The sequence below is a fragment of the Haloarcula vallismortis ATCC 29715 genome (assembly GCF_000337775.1).
Lineage (GTDB): Archaea > Halobacteriota > Halobacteria > Halobacteriales > Haloarculaceae > Haloarcula > Haloarcula vallismortis.
Genome location: NZ_AOLQ01000027.1, coordinates 36,564 through 50,992, shown reverse-complemented (window position 1 = coordinate 50,992; position 14,429 = coordinate 36,564). Strand labels below are relative to the sequence as shown.

Below are 14,429 nucleotides of genomic sequence, written 5' to 3'. Positions count from 1 at the left end.
GTTTCTCATCAACCGCGACCCGCGACGGCGACGCCGTCGGCGGGTCGCTCTGGGCCTCAGACAGTGTATGAACCCAATTCCAAACCGCGCCGTGAGAGCGATCGACACCCAGCAAGTCTAAGATAGCGACCGTCTCCCTGATCGACAGTCCAGCCGTATGGAGACGGACCCCAAATCGCCGGACGGGTGTCGGGGTGCGCTCGTTCTCCCAAACGTCTTGGCTGTCCTCCTCTAACGTTTCTCTGAGCAGGTCTGCGAGTGTCATGAACACCTCTCGCTACGGCCTGCTCGCTTCTCAAACTCACTCAACTAGACAGTGCCCTTCAGTAGGATTTTCTGGGTACGTACGCAGACAGTGCAGCGACACCACCAGATACTCGGCTGCCATTCGTCTTTAGCTAAGACTCACACCTCGGTTGTGTAGCGGTAGCGAGCGTCTCTTGGAGTATCGGTCGTTGTTGGTGTATCTTCTGAGCATCCTCGATCAGCCGCTCCAGCAACGGCGGTGGCGAATAGCCGAGGTACTCACCGAGTTCGTGAAGGATGAGCTGGGCGTGCGACCGGAAGGTCGCCGCCCAGCGTTCCGGCGGAAACACGATCTCATCGTCGGCCTGCTCGGTGACCAGATCCAACAAATCACGACTCACCAGCAGTGACAGCAACGCCGCGTACAGTAGAATCCTTACGACATCTGGGTTGCTCGTATCAAACTCGTCCAGTTCATACTGCGTCTTCAACTCACGGAACAGCGTTTCTACTTCCCATCGACACCGGTACAGCGTCGCTAGGTCTGACAGCAGGAACTCCTCTCTCGGCAGATTCGTTATGTACAGGTGGTAGTCGTCGGCGTCCTTGTCACGGACGCCGACGACGCGGAACCGCTTCGTATCCAGCGAGCGCGTTCCTTCGTACTGGCCTCGCCTGAGCTCTGCTTCCACCTCTACGTCGATGTACTTCCGCGAGAGATCATCGACCACATCGTGGATCTGCTCGCCTTCCAAGGGAATGGCGCGGCCGCGCCATTCCCGTAATTCCGCCGTTATCACCGGATTTGCGTTCTGCTTCAGCCGACTCACAAAGTAGCCGTCGTTCTCGTCGATCAACGCAAAGCGGCGGTATTTGAAGTACGCGCGATCAAACAGAACCAGTCGTCCTTGCAGCCACGATCCTGTCTTGAACAGCGTGCTGTCATGCGTTTTCTCATCAGTCACATCGATCCGTTCAATTGTCTGGTCGGTGGCGTTGTGGAGCAGGTGGAGCTTCGCTCCAGCCTGCTCCTCGTGACGGGCTTGGAACTCATCAGAGAGGAACTCGTGCAACCGCAACACCGTTCCATCAGCGATCATCACGTCCCTGAATCGGTCGATATCAGCGTCAACAGCATCAGGGACAGCGACCTCGTCGAGTCCGCGCTCGACGAGGTCGCGGAGATACTCTGCCAGCGTCGGTGTCAGCCGGTGATAGAAACCGCCAGAAGAGATCGGTTCGTCAGCTGTGGCGTTGTAGCAGCGTCTGAACCCAGCGAGTGTTCGGCTCTCGCCTGCGGCGAAGCCGAACACGAGCGCCCACACGAGGACAGGAATCTGAAGTTTGCCCTCTCGCTCGACCACGCCGAGTTCCTCGGCGTGCTCTTCGAGGAACTCAGAGGGAAACAGTGTAGTGAGCCGACGCATGATTCTCGTTGAGGAGCGAGGGTTGTGCACAGACTTCTCCTCCTCATTCCTCTCGAAAAGTACCCTCGATAAGCCGTCGCTGTCACGCGGTTCTCGTCTTAGCTAAAGACGGATGACTCGGCTGCTTCGCCTCACTCATCAACAGCACTTCAGCTAACTAGACCGCTTTACTAGTGAGGCAGGAAATCTTAGACATGAACTATAGTCGGTTTCTCGGTTTAATTATAGTTCTAACGGTCAAAACTGACGCCGCCCATCGACTCAATAGAGCCAATTGTTTGATTATGTCCCTATACTCTGGTATAGTCGGTAAAGGCGACTGGAAATAAGTGCGGTCAAAATCATCGCGGCGATATAAAACAGCCACCTGATCCGCATTCGCCATTTTGATTTCTCTTTCGGTTGGAAGTAGAACTGCGCTACAAGTATACTTATGCTTAGTGCTACAATCAAGACTGATTCGGGTTCAGGGTAGGTTTCAATCGCTTGTTGCATATTATTATACTGGTATTGATGGTTCCTGTAAAGTACTCTTCTTCACGAAGGGTTTTCAATAGATTCAAGTATTAATATGGGCGCCATAATTTTATCAATATCCTGAGATATCATGTTGAATCATTTGGTGTGTTAATCCAAATGTGAACCGTTCGATATGCATTCTCTTGATTAGGTTCGTCTGGGGGCGAACCAGTGTAGAGTAAAAACTGTAGCCGTTCTCCTGTTGATGCGCTGTTGACAGGGACAGAATACGTTGATTCCCACGTACTATTTGCTGGTATGACCATTTGATTCCGTCTGAGTTCTTGATACTGTACTATCCTATCATCCTCGAGCTGCTGGAGTTGGACTACAATAGTGTAGTTCATCTGCTGCCCTTCATTATTCCCGACGCCTACATGTACTGTGGGACCTCCGATCTCATCCGACCGGTACTCCCCCGCCACCAACTCACCGTTCTCATTTTCACCAAGAATATACAACTCTGTATATGACTTTTGACTATCTGCAGAGATTGCTATGGAACCGGCGCTGGTGACGATGATTACTACGCTCACAAGTATTAACGACGTAATCGCTAAGTCTATACCGGTCCCCCTGACCAACAAGCTACGAAGGGTGGTGATGATACTGCTTTGGTTGCTCTTAGCTCTTGATAAATCCGACATAAGTCGGTACCGCCGGACAGTAGCAACTCCACACCCGGTCAATGTGACTAAGCTCAGGACTGCGATAATTGGAGTCGTTCTGATACCGAGGCCACTGAAGTGAAGACCGAACCCGGTGGCCGTTGCCATCCCGACACTTACACCAATAGCTAGTATTAATCGTTCAGGGTACATGAATCCATCATCAGGATTAGGTAGCAGTCCGTAACGCTCTCCCTGCGTGGATTCCTTCTGTCGTATGCGTCGGGGTCTAAACGCTGCTATACAAGCGTATCCAGGGAGAAAGAACAGTAACAGCAGAACTAATAGTAGTCTGAGAGTGGGAACAGTGTCCGGTGCAAAGAATAAAATAACTGCATCAGTCAAGAGTGTAACAATACTCACCGCGCATAAGTCAATTAGCTTCCGGAAGAAGTCTGCAGGTGAAGTCCCTTCCACCTCTGAGTGACTCATATCAACACTCGTCTCATTGAGCACACATATTTATGTGGTTCATTATACGCATTCTATAGACGGTTCCTGACCATCGATTGTCGGTCGTACCGGGTTCGTTCTGCCTGAATCTACACTTTGTACCCAAGGTCACGAAGGTTCTGCTCGACAGCCTCGATATCTGGATTACTTCCCTCCTTACTGGGCTCCTCACGGACAGTCTTTCGGCGCCGGTCGGATTCAAGTACGTACCATGGTACCTCGACAAGTTCGGGGGTGTAGAGTCCACCCATATGTCCATAAAACGAAACAGGGAGGGGACGCTCCCGTTCGCCCAGATGTTCACCATGATCAGCTGAGATTACGATTTTTCCATCGATAGATTCAACGAGTCTCTCAACAGCGTCAAGCGCAAGCGAGAGGTTTTCTTGATAGGCATCTTTTACTTCTCGCTGTGAAAGATCATTCTGTTCGACTGTTTCGGCAAGCGTTGACCCGAAGTTTAGTCTCTGACCTGTCGGCCCCAAGTATGGCTGATGCGGTTGCATGTAGTGGACAACATGACGCTTGTTCGGAAAGTCGTTAGCCGCTTGAATGGCTCTGTCGGTAACAGCTTGCGGTTTACTTGTCAATCCTTGCACGGCATCGCGCTCGACAAATGTGAATTGATGAACTTCAGCATCGATTTCTTCTTGTAACTTTGCAAACCAACCATTCGCCGAGGTATAGACCACGTCATGAAGTTGTCTGTTTCCGAAGTTACCCCGAACGAATTCTGCACTTGTTGCGCCTCGGGAAATCCGCTTCTCCAATGAGCCCGAGAGCTTGATTTGGCGCTTGAATTCATCAAACCGGCAAGCATCAAGAAGAACGAGCGTATCCCAATCCTCGGCGAAGACGTCGACGCCGTCAGGGTTGTATCCGAAGCCGCCGCGAGTATGATACAACCGATTCAGCTCTGTCAATGCTCGTCCGGGGTTGCTGACTGCTCCTTGCAGCCGATTGAGGTTAGCCATGATTATCAGTACAGAGTTACGCTTTGGTATTCAGTATTGAGTCGCTACCCTATCAGCTAATCAAAACTAAATCTCGGTTCGAAATCGCCTGAAGATGTCGAAACAGCCTCGCAGCCTGCTGGCGTTGCAGCGGCCGGCTTCTATCATTGCTCGAATATGCCTCATTGTGTTGGAAGAGACATAACAATCATCATGTGTTCGCTCATCCGTAGAAAAGCATTGATACTGCTGTGCGGGAAATGGAGAGTCGAAGAGAACAAGCGTACCGCGTCAGCGATGGTTAATATGATGATTCCACTAGATGTGTTCTAGTCGGAATGAGTCGCCACGGACCTGCTGCGACAGTTTCACTGGCGCGACCGTGTTACCTGTCTTTGCTGCCGTTTTGACCTGTTAGACGGCAGCTATAGAGAGTTTCAACCGGATCTTTATGAAAAATACGGCCGCATCTTTAATTATAAGACTGGCACAATCTTCTCACTCGAAGGTCGAACTCTGCCGGTGGTTGTTCTCGGTCTGCGCGTTTTCGGTTTAGTACGAGTTTACGCCAACTGCAGTTCGATGGGGGTAACATACAGAACGATTCACCGGCGCATCGAACTATACATAAAGACAAGTTGACACAGTGTCTTAGAGCATGCCGACTTCGGCGAGCAACTCGAAGTTAGGGACGAGACGCACTCGAACACGCTGTTCGAGGCCCCTATGAAATCAACAATGAACTACGCAAGAGCGGTTTTTTACAATCGTCTGAGATGGGACTGTCAATTCTGAATCGCTAACCTCTACAAGCAATTAATATAGTCGTTTGATAGTCGGCTAACCGCCTTCTGCATCAAGGGTCGCCTTGAGGCCTTCCCGGAGTGGCACCGTCGGTTCATACCCGAGCAGTTCGCGTGCGTCACTGAGGTCAGCTTTACTGTGTTCGATGTCATTCTTGCGTCCGGGAACGTGGTCGATCGAGACATCCGCACCAACGACATCCCGAACCGTTTCGGCGAGTTCGTTTATACTGACACTCTGTCCAGTTCCGACGTTGAACGGTCGCCCGACGGCGTCCGTCGTGGCCGCGAGCAGGTTCGCACGTACGATGTCGTCGACGTGGACGAAGTCCCGTGTTTGCGTCCCGTCGCCCTCGACCGTGAGCGGCTCGCCGGCCTGGGCCTGACGGATGAACGTGCCGATAACGCCGGCGTACTCTCCGTCGAGCCCGCGGGGACCGTAGACGTTGAAGTATCGTAGCGGAACCGTTGGCAGCCCGTACCGCTCGTTGTAAAACCGCGCGTACTGCTCACCCAGGCGTTTCTCGAACCCGTATGGACTGTTCGGTTCGGTCGGTGAGTCCGCTCCAATGGGAACGTCATCGGGGGTGCCGTACACGGCGGCACTGGACGCAAACACCACCTGTGTGTCCCGTTTTCGAGCGCAGTCGAATACATCAACGGTCGCCGTGCCGTTCAGCTCGTGGCAGTCAGCCGGCTGCTCGATTGACTCCGGAACGCTGACCATCGCAGCCTCGTGGAACACGATGTCCACCCCCTCCATTGCCGCGTCGACCGTTTCCCTGTCCCGAACATCGCCCTCAATGACGGTCACGTCCTCGGGGAGGTTTGCCCGCTGTCCCGTCGAGAAGTCGTCGAGGACCCGCACGTGGTTGTCCGTCGCCAGTGCCGACGTGAGATGGCTGCCGATGAACCCGCCGCCTCCGGTGACCAGCACCCGACGGTCGCTGACAGTGGCCGTAGACATGTCGTTTTGAGACGTGGGTTTCACAGTTTAAGTTATTCGTATGCATACGGCTGTTGTTCCAAGAGGGAGAGGCGTGCCACGGGCCAGCTACCGGTGTGAGTCGTCCTGTGGCTGCGACGCGGACACGTCGGCCTGCTCCGAGGGGTACTAATCTTTGTTACCTGCTCACTGCAGACGGCGTAGAAGAGCGCAAATCTCGGAAAGCTGGGAATAACAATATGTCAACTAGTACACAGCGGAGCACAACGGAGTCCACTACCCGACACAATGATGCTAATATGCGTACCGGCGTTCGTGGACGACCACACCGAGCGGCCGCCGTCAAGAGCGGTTCGGGAGTGGGGCAGACATGTCTGATAGAGTCCAGCAATCGCCCGCTAGCGATGGCATCCGTGAGGTTTCGAAGAACTTGCCCGCGGTAGGACTGGTCGCGACAGAGTCAAACGCCGAGTGGATTGCAGCCGAGATTCTCCGCATACACTCGCGGGCACACCAGGCAATCGTCACCGCGACTGTCGACGCCGACCCACAGGCACTCGCCTTCGCCCGCTGGCTCGACGCAGAGGTGGTCGAGCCGACCGAGAATCGGACCGAAGCTGATACCCCTCGGGAGCGGCTGCGGCGGTACGCCAAGCAGGCAGGCTATCCAGGTCTCGTGTACCACGGCGGCGGGGATGGGTCGGTCAATCTCCCGGCAAGCCGTGAAGCGCTGAAAGGCACCGAGAAGTTCACTATTGACGCTCGTATCGAACCGGTCACCGACCCGGAGCCGACCGTCATGGTCGGAATCCCAGCGTACAACGAAGCGGGGGCAATCGGAAGCGTGGTCGAGTCGGCCATGGAGTACGCCGACAGCGTCCTTGTAGTCGACGACGGCAGTACCGACAACACTGTCGAGATTGCGGACGCGGCCGGCGCGACGGTGTACGAACATGAGCGCAACGTCGGATACGGCGGTGCGCTCAAGAGCATCTTCGAGCAGGCCGACCGGAGCGACACCGACTACCTGGTCGTCCTTGACGCCGACGGGCAACACGACCCGAGCGACATCCCGGAGTTAATCGAACGGCAGCGGGAGTCGGACGCGGACATTGTCATCGGGAACCGGTTCGACGACGACGCCGAGACCGAGATGCCGCTGTACAGGCGGTTCGGGCTGTTCACGGTCAACCTCATGACCAACCTCAGCCTCGGAATTCTCACGCCGACCAAACAGATTAGCGACACGCAGAGCGGCTTCCGTGCGTATAGCCGGGCAGCGATAGATTCGCTGGCTTCGGACAGTTCGATCGGCGACCGGATGGACGCCAGCACGAACATTCTGTACCACGCTCACTCGAACGGCTACCAGATAGCGGAGGTGCCGACGACGATAGATTACGACGTGGAAGCGTCCAACAATCTCGGTCCGGTCGAGCACGGACTCACGCTTGTCGGGAACATCATCCGGACGGTCGAGCGTGAGCACCCGATTCTGCTGCTCGGCGTCCCCGGTGTCTGCTTCGTCCTCGCTGGATTCCTGTTCACGTACCTTACGATGTTCAATTATCTCCAGAGCGGGACCTTTCCGCTCGGGCACGCACTGGCGAGCACTACCTTCACAATCACCGGTATCCTCGCTTCCTTCACCGGAATCATTCTCCACTCTCTGGAACTGTACCGACAGTAGCCGTCGATACGACGGTGCGGCACCAATTACCATGTGCCATCTCTGTCGTCAGGCATGGTTTACCCGGCTCCTGCGGTTTCTGATCGCACACAACTTCTGCATAACAAAGGGTACTGTATTGCATTCGTAGGCCAATGGGACACGAACCCAAACCGGACTGTCTGGAGCGGGGACAGCGCCGTGAATCGCCCCGAGACCCACGGGAGGTCTGGAAGACGTGACGATCTGCGTCCACGGGCTCGGCTACATCGGGCTCGCGACGGCATCGCACTTCGCCAACGACGGCACCGATGTCATCGGTTTCGACGTCAACGAGGACGTGCTCGAGAGCCTCAGCGAGGGCGAACCGAATATCAGTGAACCGGACTTCGAGTCGTACGTCCGGGACGCACTGGATGGGAATCTATCGTTAATCCCCCGGCCGCGACCGGCCGATGTGCACATAATCTGTGTCCCAACGCCGTACGATGAAATGAACGGCGAGGCGGATCTCACCTGTGTGAAAGACGCCAGTCGGAACGTGGCGAGCGTACTCCGGCCTGGCGATACCGTGGTTCTGGAGTCGACGGTCCCGCCGGGAACGACCACCGGAGTTCTGGCCCCGATTCTCTCCCGCGGGGGCCTCGATGTCGGAGACGATGTGGTCCTGGGATACACGCCGGAGACGGTGATGCCGGGGAACACTCTCACTGAACTCCGGACCAACGACCGAATAGTCGGCGGCGTCGACGAGGCGTCTGCCAGAGCCATTGAGTCCCTCTACGAGCCGCTCACCAGCGGGGACATCCACGTCGCCGCCGACCCGACGACCGCCGAGTTCGTGAAACTCGCACAAAACGCCGAGCGGAACGTCAGCATCGCGTACGCGAACACGCTTGCACTGCTGGCCGAGAACTACGGCGTCGACGTGCGGTCCGCTATCACCCTCGCGAACAACCATCCGCGGGTCGACATTCTGAATCCTGGTCCCGGCGTCGGCGGGCACTGCCTCCCCGTTGACCCACATTTCCTGAGTGACGGGACAGGTGCGACAGAACTACTGGACGTGGCGAGTCAGGTCAACGACCGGATGCCGGAACACGTCGTCAGAATGGTTGAGGACGCCGTCGGATCGCTGCACGGCAAGACCGTGGCTGTCCTTGGAATCACGTACAAGGGGAACGTCAGCGACACACGGAACAGCCCTGGCTTAGAGGTCGCAAAATTACTGGGAGATGTTACGACGGAGGCACGAACGGCCATGGATGGCGGTTGGGGCGAGAGTTCTGTTACCATCCACGATCCACGGGCGACGGATTCGAGGCTACAACTTGTCTCGCTCGATACCGCAGTCGACGGGGCTGATGCGGTGATATTCGGGGCGGCACATGACGAGTTCGGCGAACTCGACCCGGCAGCTATCGGTTCGAAGATGGCGGACCGGACCGTGGTCGACCCGGTCGACGTTATCGACACGGAGCGGTGGAGCGACCATGGGTTTGATGTCCAGACGCTCTGAGCCGGGCAGGATTGGTACCACAGTGACGCGGGCGGCGGCGTAGGAACTTTATAACAATTCTGTTGGTGCCTCACGGACCCGGTATGGAACCGACTGGATGCGACCGGCATCGGACGCTCGACCTGCGAAACCGGGGACGACAATGACTGCGAGCACCGCCAGCTTCGTTCTTGGAACGCGTCCGGAGATAATCAAGCTAGCACCGGTAATCCAGGAGTGCCACCGCCGCGGCATCGACACGCACGTAATCCACACCGGGCAGCACTACTCAGACTCTCTTGACGCAGTCTTCTTCCGACAGCTCGGGCTGTCACCACCGGACACGAATCTTGAAGTCGGCTCGGATGACCACGGAGCACAGACCGGCGCGATGCTCGCTGGTATCGAGGCCGAACTCCACGATGTCGAACCGGCAGTCCTGTTCGTCCAGGGCGATACGAACTCCACGCTCGCGGGTGCACTCGCGGGGAGCAAGATGCCCGTCGAGGTGGCCCACGTCGAGGCCGGGCTTCGGAGCTTCGATGACGACATGCCCGAGGAGACCAACCGAGTCATTATCGACCACGTCTCCGACTATCTCTTCCCGCCGACTGAGGAGACGGCGTCGCTACTCCGAGATGAAGGAATTCCGGAGGATTGCATCACAGTCACCGGAAACACGGTCGTGGACGCGGTCCAGACTTACGACGACAAAGCCGCGAGCCAGAGTCAGATTCTGACCGAACTTGGGGTCACCGAGGGGCAGTTCGACCTCCTGACCGCCCACCGGGCGGAGACAGTCGACGACCGGGACGCATTCGAGCGGGTTCTTAGCGGCGTTTCGCGGGCCAGCGCTCGAGTGGACAGCGAGGTCATCTACCCGATACACCCCCGTGCAGAGGACCGCCTCGAAGAGTTCGGTATCGCAGTCCCAGACCGGGTTCGACTCGTCGAGCCGTTGGGGTTTTTCGATTTCCTCCGACTGGAGAGCGCGGCAGATCTAGTGTTTACTGATTCTGGTGGCGTTCAGGAAGAGACCAGCATCCTTGGGACGCCGTGTGTGACGCTCCGGTACGGGACCGAACGGCCCGAGACGGCGTTCGTCGGTGCGAACTGCGTCGCAGGCCGGGACCCAAGCGCCATCGTCGCGGCGGCGGCGCAAATGCGTGGCAAGGCCGGCGGCTGGACGACGCCGTTCGGAGACGGGACAGCCGCCGTTCAGATTCTCGATACAGTTCCGGAACTCGCCGTCGAGGAGACGGTCACAGCAACAGAGTAACGCGGCTGGACGCGGCTCCGAGGGTGGAACTCGCCTGTGAGAGCGTTCCAGTCCGCTTGTAACAGTCGGACACTCGGGACTGGGGTATGCACGACGCCGACCGTAAGCATCCCAGTAGCAACTGTCTTATTTTATTACTCCGCTTTCACCAGCCGGTAACGGCAACTGACGTAGACGCAGACATCGATGTGGATGCGCTCCCAGTCGATCTGCTGCTGGTCGGGCTCCTCGGGCTCTGGCATCTCGCCGCCGGCCAGGGGTTCGTCGGACAGTTGTCCCTGCAGGCTATTCTCGGTCTGGGTGCGGTCCCCATCGCGCCGGGACATGCCCTAGTTTTCCTACTGTTCCCACGCCGCGCTTCTGGAGCAGGCCCGTTCGAGGACCAGGTTGGACGAATATCGCCCGGTGAGCGGCTCGTTCTCGCGGTCGCTGTCAGCATCTGTCTGGTGCCGCTGGTAGGGCTCGGGTTAGTCTTGGTGTCGTTCGGTGTAACAACCGGGTTGTTCCAGCTTTCTACTGGGGTCACGACTGTGCTTTTCACGGTTGCTGCGGCGGGCCGACGGCTTCGGATGCCACCGGCCGAGCGGTTCACTCCCCTTCGGTGGGTGACGAACGCACGGTCTCGGGCGCTCCTGTGGCCGTCGGCCGGTGTCCGGGCGCTGCATGTCCTGCTGGTATTCGGGCTTACTGTCTCCGGAACTGGTATCGGCTATGCAGCCATGTCGCCGGAGCGGGGCGAGCAGTTCACGGAGTTCGCGCTGGTGACTGAGTCCGACAGTGGGGAACTCGTCGCGTCGGAGTACCCGTCCCAGATCTCGTTCTGTGTTTGGAACGCGTAGTCTGCCATGTCGCTGAAGAGGGCGTTTTCCATGATGGCAGTGGTCAGGGTTGTTCCCCGTCTTCGGAGGTTGTTGATGAAAAACCGGCCATGGAAGTCCGGGCTGATGTATAGTTTGTCGACATTCCGTTTGAGCGAAGGAGTGCTAGCTCTGTGGTAGATGTTTTCGGCCCAACTACCTTCTCGGCGAGTCCGGTGATGTTCTCGTAGTTGCCGTCCAGTCTGATGTCTCTGACTTCGGCGGAGGCGTGTTCGCACCCGCCGTATCATATGAACGCGCCCTAGTTCGGACGGTTATCGGCGGCAGCGTGCTCGGTGATCGCGAGCGTCAATTTGTCGGCCGCTTAACGAAGATTGAAACACCCGGTGGTCCGGCCTCTCCGAACTCAACATACGGACTGAAGCCCGAATCCTCGTCGCCGAAGTAATACTCGCCTTCGGGAACATATATTGTCCCTCCCTTGCCGGCGGCCTCAGCAGCATCGCGGATAGCTTGGAGGTTGCGCCTTGCCGCGGCCAAACTGGGGCCGTTCAGATTCGACTCCGAGCCGTAGCCACCGATGCTTTCGGCGTCCCGCGGTACGTTGGGCTCTGCGGTGGGTCCAGTCGGCGTTGCGGTCGGTTGGACTGACGCCCCTGCCGAGCCGGTAGTCTCGTTGGAAGTGTCGCCATCACCGGTGTCGACACCCGGAAGCCACCTGTAGAGTACGCCCGAAATAGCGGTCACGACACCGCCGACAAGAGCGATGAGCCTACGACGGCTGAGAACCCCAGAGCTAGCAGTCATAACAGAGACAGACAGGTATCAGTGTCCCCTGAGCTGAAACGGAGAGAGCGGTACCGTGGACGGATGGAGTGAATCATGTCTATCGTCTCTAACTGAGCTGCTTGGAACATTACTATGGGCTTCTTATAGAAAGCCTCGGACAGCGGTCGCGAATTCGCCTCGTTGCAGCCTCGCCAACGCAGGAGAACCTAGTTCGTTCCAAGTGTCCACTCGGATTCCAAGTGCGTATCGTGTGTCGGTACACGGCATCAGAGAGGGGGTGAAGCCGGCGTACCTTGTATTTACCAGTCCATAACTGGACCGGGCGGCAGTACCATCAGAAGTTCAGACCGAGACGAGAAACTCATCCCAGTTCGAACACACCCGATTCAGATACTGATCTGGACTCGCTACACGATCTCGCTGAAACCTGTCGTGTGAGTGTTGGTCTCTTGCCCGGCGATACTCATACCCAGGTTGCCGACACCGAAGGCCGCGGTTACCGCTGTCAGTCCGAACTGGAAGCGACTCCGTCTGTTAAGGTTTACTTTACCACGTTCGTTTGCGCTTAGAGTGGCTGAATGTCCGGATTTGTCCTTATTTGCCGTCAGTCATTTTGTGCTTATCGAACATACACATGCGCTTGAAGCAGGTATATGACAATTATCTACACTTTTACTATACTAGTATAGTAGATACATCAATCTTACTTGTTTAAATAGATAATATAATTACCAGATAACCACACGTACGTATTGATTGGCTTCACGAGCAAGTCAAATATGACAATATAAGTGTTTAATAACCGGAATGAGGAGGTATCATACAAGGCAGACGAGGTCGAGTCTGGTCAGGTTCTAAAGTCGGTCGTCTCCCTCAACAGAAGGCACACGCTCCGGGGCCCATGACCATCGTGACAGCCTAAGAGTCAAGAGAACGCATAACTGGCCTGTCCGCAGACCGCCGGTGGAGTATCAGACACATACTAATATCCCTGTCAGGGATACGGTGCAATGATTCAATGACAAGCGACAGACCGACGGGCGTGTTGTCACCGTCATGTGAGAATCGCCCGGGAGGGATAGTTGCGGCACACATCTGGCTCCGATGACGACGGATTGCGTTATCGTCTCCCAGCGGTACCCGCCTGAAAAAGGGGGAAACGCGTCGAGAATCCACGATACTGCCGTCAACCTTGACGGCGGCATCAGCACGACGGTACTGGCACCATCCCCGTGTTATCCGCCCGGTAACTTCGAGCGAACGTGGGAGCGCGAGCGGACGGAACACGACGACGGAGTGGTTGTCCACCGTCTGTGGACGTGGCAGCCCCAGACGGAGAACCCTTCCTTGCTCCGCCGACTGCCGTACTACCTCGTCTTCGCGCTTCACGCGGCGCTCTGGCTGGTGGTGAATTTCAGACAGTACGATGTCGTCATGACATCGACGCCGCCGATTACCACCGGGATCCCTGGGCTCGTCGCCGTTGCCATCGGGAAACCGTGGGTCGTCGACGTACGCGACCTGTGGATTGAAAACTCGATTGCCTTGGGCTACATCACGGCGGACAGCCCGCTGGTGAAAGTCGGACGCGCGTTCCAGTCGGTCGCATTACACACTGCCGATAGAATCACTGTGACAACGGAGACGCTCGGCGATGCTGTCACCGATGCTTACGGGGGTGAACTCCGGGACCAGGTTCGCATTATCCCGAACGGCGTCGACACCGACCGGTTCACGCCGGAAGGCGGGGCCGGCGATGATGAACAAATCGTGTACACGGGAAACATCGGGAGCGCCCAGGCGCTCGAACCGTGTATCCGGGCGATGCAATATGTGTCGAGCGACGACGTGAAACTCCGACTGGTCGGCGACGGAGACGAGGTTTCCCGGCTCCAAACGGTGACGGAGCAACTCGACCTCGAAGACAGCGTGGAGTTCGTCGGCTTGGTAGATAGAGAGCAGGTCCCGGAGATTCTCAACGACGCGGCTGTCGGGCTAGCACCGATAAAGGACAGCCCGGAACTCGACTACGCGATGCCCACGAAGCTCTACGAGTATCTGGCGTGCTCGCTCCCAGTCGTAGCCACCGGGCGCGGGGAAATCGAACGGTTCGTTACCGAAACAGAAGCGGGTATTCACACGGAAGCGGACCCGAAACACATCGCGGCCGCAATCGACGCTCTTCTTGAAAACCCCGGTCGTCGGACGACGATGGGGCGAGACGGACGCTCCCTCGTAGCCGAGGAATACGGCCGCGGGGCCATCGCGGACCGGCTCGGCGAAGAAATCCGGGCGCTGACGGCGAGCGAACGACAGATACCCCACGCGGCCCCCAGCTCAGACGATGACTGAGCCGACTCG

The 14,429-nt window shown here is 57.0% G+C and carries 10 protein-coding genes and 2 pseudogenes; 6 read left to right on the top strand and 6 right to left on the bottom strand.

What is annotated here, in order from left to right; genetic code table 11:
* The 4 genes and pseudogenes from C437_RS19830 to C437_RS07625 all read right to left on the bottom strand — a co-directional run.
* Positions 1 to 265 (bottom strand): annotated as a pseudogene (locus tag C437_RS19830) (IS6 family transposase); the annotation flags it as partial.
* Between the two features lie 133 nt (positions 266 to 398).
* On the bottom strand, positions 399 to 1,673 hold the full coding sequence (locus tag C437_RS07645) for an IS4 family transposase (protein ID WP_004516355.1): 1,275 nt from the start codon (positions 1,671 to 1,673) through the stop codon (positions 399 to 401).
* A 605-nt stretch (positions 1,674 to 2,278) separates the two neighbouring features.
* Positions 2,279 to 3,292 (bottom strand): DUF1616 domain-containing protein, encoded by a 1,014-nt coding sequence (locus C437_RS19825; RefSeq protein WP_074654958.1) that lies wholly within the window; start codon positions 3,290 to 3,292, stop codon positions 2,279 to 2,281.
* Between the two features lie 110 nt (positions 3,293 to 3,402).
* Positions 3,403 to 4,287, bottom strand: a complete 885-nt coding sequence (locus C437_RS07625; RefSeq protein WP_004516353.1) for an alkaline phosphatase family protein — start codon at positions 4,285 to 4,287, stop codon at positions 3,403 to 3,405.
* A 333-nt stretch (positions 4,288 to 4,620) separates the two neighbouring features.
* Between C437_RS07625 and C437_RS20910 the strand changes: the two are divergent.
* A pseudogene (locus C437_RS20910) lies at positions 4,621 to 4,893 on the top strand (IS1595 family transposase); the annotation flags it as partial.
* A 213-nt stretch (positions 4,894 to 5,106) separates the two neighbouring features.
* Here C437_RS20910 and C437_RS07620 read toward each other — a convergent pair.
* Positions 5,107 to 6,036, bottom strand: a complete 930-nt coding sequence (locus C437_RS07620; protein ID WP_004516352.1) for an NAD-dependent epimerase/dehydratase family protein — start codon at positions 6,034 to 6,036, stop codon at positions 5,107 to 5,109.
* Positions 6,037 to 6,385: 349 nt separating this feature from the next.
* On the opposite strand from C437_RS07620, the gene C437_RS07615 reads away from it, so the two are divergent.
* The 4 genes from C437_RS07615 to C437_RS07600 all read left to right on the top strand — a co-directional run bounded on the left by C437_RS07615 (position 6,386) and on the right by C437_RS07600 (position 11,300).
* Positions 6,386 to 7,705 (top strand): glycosyltransferase family 2 protein, encoded by a 1,320-nt coding sequence (locus tag C437_RS07615; RefSeq protein WP_004516351.1) that lies wholly within the window; start codon positions 6,386 to 6,388, stop codon positions 7,703 to 7,705.
* A 217-nt stretch (positions 7,706 to 7,922) separates the two neighbouring features.
* Entirely contained in the window at positions 7,923 to 9,203 is a 1,281-nt protein-coding gene (locus C437_RS07610; protein WP_004516350.1) for a nucleotide sugar dehydrogenase, read from the top strand.
* 142 nt (positions 9,204 to 9,345) lie between these two features.
* Complete coding sequence (gene wecB / locus C437_RS07605) at positions 9,346 to 10,461, top strand: non-hydrolyzing UDP-N-acetylglucosamine 2-epimerase (RefSeq protein WP_049919679.1); 1,116 nt, start codon at positions 9,346 to 9,348, stop codon at positions 10,459 to 10,461.
* Positions 10,462 to 10,547: 86 nt separating this feature from the next.
* Positions 10,548 to 11,300, top strand: coding sequence for a DUF1616 domain-containing protein (locus C437_RS07600; protein WP_004516348.1), 753 nt, complete (start codon positions 10,548 to 10,550; stop codon positions 11,298 to 11,300).
* Between the two features lie 327 nt (positions 11,301 to 11,627).
* On the opposite strand, the gene C437_RS20905 is transcribed toward C437_RS07600, so the two are convergent.
* Positions 11,628 to 12,086, bottom strand: a complete 459-nt coding sequence (locus tag C437_RS20905) for a hypothetical protein (RefSeq protein ID WP_004516347.1) — start codon at positions 12,084 to 12,086, stop codon at positions 11,628 to 11,630.
* Between the two features lie 1,086 nt (positions 12,087 to 13,172).
* On the opposite strand from C437_RS20905, the gene C437_RS07590 reads away from it, so the two are divergent.
* Positions 13,173 to 14,420, top strand: coding sequence for a glycosyltransferase family 4 protein (locus C437_RS07590; RefSeq protein ID WP_004516346.1), 1,248 nt, complete (start codon positions 13,173 to 13,175; stop codon positions 14,418 to 14,420).
* The last annotated feature ends 9 nt before the right edge of the window (positions 14,421 to 14,429 follow it).

What these genes read in the sequence shown, in the direction of transcription:
- C437_RS07645 (WP_004516355.1), bottom strand. Translation starts at nt 1,673, where the DNA reads ATGCGTCGGCTCACTACACTGTTTCCCTCTGAGTTCCTCGAAGAGCAC.
- C437_RS19825 (WP_074654958.1), bottom strand. Translation starts at nt 3,292, where the DNA reads ATGAGTCACTCAGAGGTGGAAGGGACTTCACCTGCAGACTTCTTCCGG.
- C437_RS07625 (WP_004516353.1), bottom strand. Translation starts at nt 4,287, where the DNA reads ATGGCTAACCTCAATCGGCTGCAAGGAGCAGTCAGCAACCCCGGACGA.
- C437_RS07620 (WP_004516352.1), bottom strand. Translation starts at nt 6,036, where the DNA reads ATGTCTACGGCCACTGTCAGCGACCGTCGGGTGCTGGTCACCGGAGGC.
- C437_RS07615 (WP_004516351.1), top strand. Translation starts at nt 6,386, where the DNA reads ATGTCTGATAGAGTCCAGCAATCGCCCGCTAGCGATGGCATCCGTGAG.
- wecB (WP_049919679.1), top strand. Translation starts at nt 9,346, where the DNA reads ATGACTGCGAGCACCGCCAGCTTCGTTCTTGGAACGCGTCCGGAGATA.
- C437_RS07600 (WP_004516348.1), top strand. Translation starts at nt 10,548, where the DNA reads ATGCACGACGCCGACCGTAAGCATCCCAGTAGCAACTGTCTTATTTTA.
- C437_RS20905 (WP_004516347.1), bottom strand. Translation starts at nt 12,086, where the DNA reads ATGACTGCTAGCTCTGGGGTTCTCAGCCGTCGTAGGCTCATCGCTCTT.
- C437_RS07590 (WP_004516346.1), top strand. Translation starts at nt 13,173, where the DNA reads ATGACGACGGATTGCGTTATCGTCTCCCAGCGGTACCCGCCTGAAAAA.